Below are 1,236 nucleotides of genomic sequence, written 5' to 3' on the forward strand. Positions count from 1 at the left end.
ATGCGGTGGACGTCTGACGCAACTTGCGTCGCTGCCGGCCGCCGCGGACGGAGGTGATGATGTTGGGGAGAAGGACGGAGGCCACGAGCAGGACGCCCGTGACGACGTTCAGGGCCTGGCCGGAGACGTCCTCCAGGCGCAGCGCGTTCTGCAACGCGGCGAGCAGCACCACGCCGGCCAGCACGCCGGGCAGGGTGCCCTTGCCGCCGAAGATGGAGACGCCGCCCAGGAGCACGGCCGCGACGACGGCCAGTTCGAGCCCGGCGCCGTTGTCGGCCCGTGCGCTGGAGTAGCGCAGGGTCCACAGCACCCCGGCGAGGCCGGCGATCGCGCCGCTCAGCACGTACAGCCAGAATTTGGTCCGGGCCACCCGGATGCCGGAGAAATGGGCGGCCTGGGCGTTCGCGCCGATCGCGTAGAGCGATCGCCCGAAGGGCGTCGCGTGCAGCGCCACGCCGAAGATCACCGCGAGCACGACCAGGAGGATGAGTACGTTCGGGACGGCGCCGCCGTTGATCGTCCCGACGACCCACCCGGTGTAGTTCTCGGGAAAATCCGCCACCGCGGAGTCGCCGAGCACCACGAAGGCCAGGCCCCGGTAGAGCGCCAGGGTGCCGATGGTGACCGCCAGCGACGGCAGGCCGAGGCCGTTGACCAGGAACCCGTTGAGCGCGCCCAGGATCGCGCCGAGCAGGATGCACAGCGGGATGATCGTCTCGATGCTCAGCCCGGCCGTCCACATCTGCCCCATCACGGCGCTGCTCAGGCCGAGCGTGCTGGCCACCGACAGGTCGATCTCGCCGGTGACGATGATGAAGGTCATCGGCAGCGCCACCATCGCGATCGGCAGCAGGTCGAGGACCAGGAAGGTGAAGTTGCGGCTGGTGCCGAAGTTCTCGATGCTCAGCGAGGCGACGACCAGCCAGGCCACGGTCAGGGCGATGATCGCGGTGTCCCAGCCGAGGAAGCGGCGCGCCTCCGGCCCGCGGGGCTCAGACATGGGCGTCCCTCTTCCGCAGCGACCGGGCGATCCGCACGGCCACCAGGCGGTCGGCCCCGATGGCGAGCACGATCAGCGCGCCGACGATGGCCTGCTGCCAGAACTGGTTGATGTCCAGCACCGCCAGGGCGCTGCCGATCACGGTCAGCAGCAGCGCGCCGAGGCCCGCGCCCCAGACCGTGCCGCTGCCGCCGAAGACCGCGACGCCGCCGACCACCACCGCGGCGACCACGTTC

At 70.9% G+C, this 1,236-nt stretch carries 1 protein-coding gene and 1 pseudogene; both read right to left on the bottom strand.

What is annotated here, in order from left to right; genetic code table 11:
• Nucleotides 1-1,000 (bottom strand): ABC transporter permease (locus AB0M20_RS44465; protein WP_364307618.1); only part of this gene is annotated, 1,000 nt, incomplete at its 3' end.
• Nucleotides 993-1,236, bottom strand: a pseudogene (locus AB0M20_RS44470) (ABC transporter permease); the annotation flags it as partial. The gene AB0M20_RS44465 and the pseudogene AB0M20_RS44470, both read right to left, overlap by 8 nt.

This window comes from Actinoplanes sp. NPDC051633, assembly GCF_040681735.1.
Classification (GTDB): Bacteria; Actinomycetota; Actinomycetes; order Mycobacteriales; family Micromonosporaceae; genus Actinoplanes.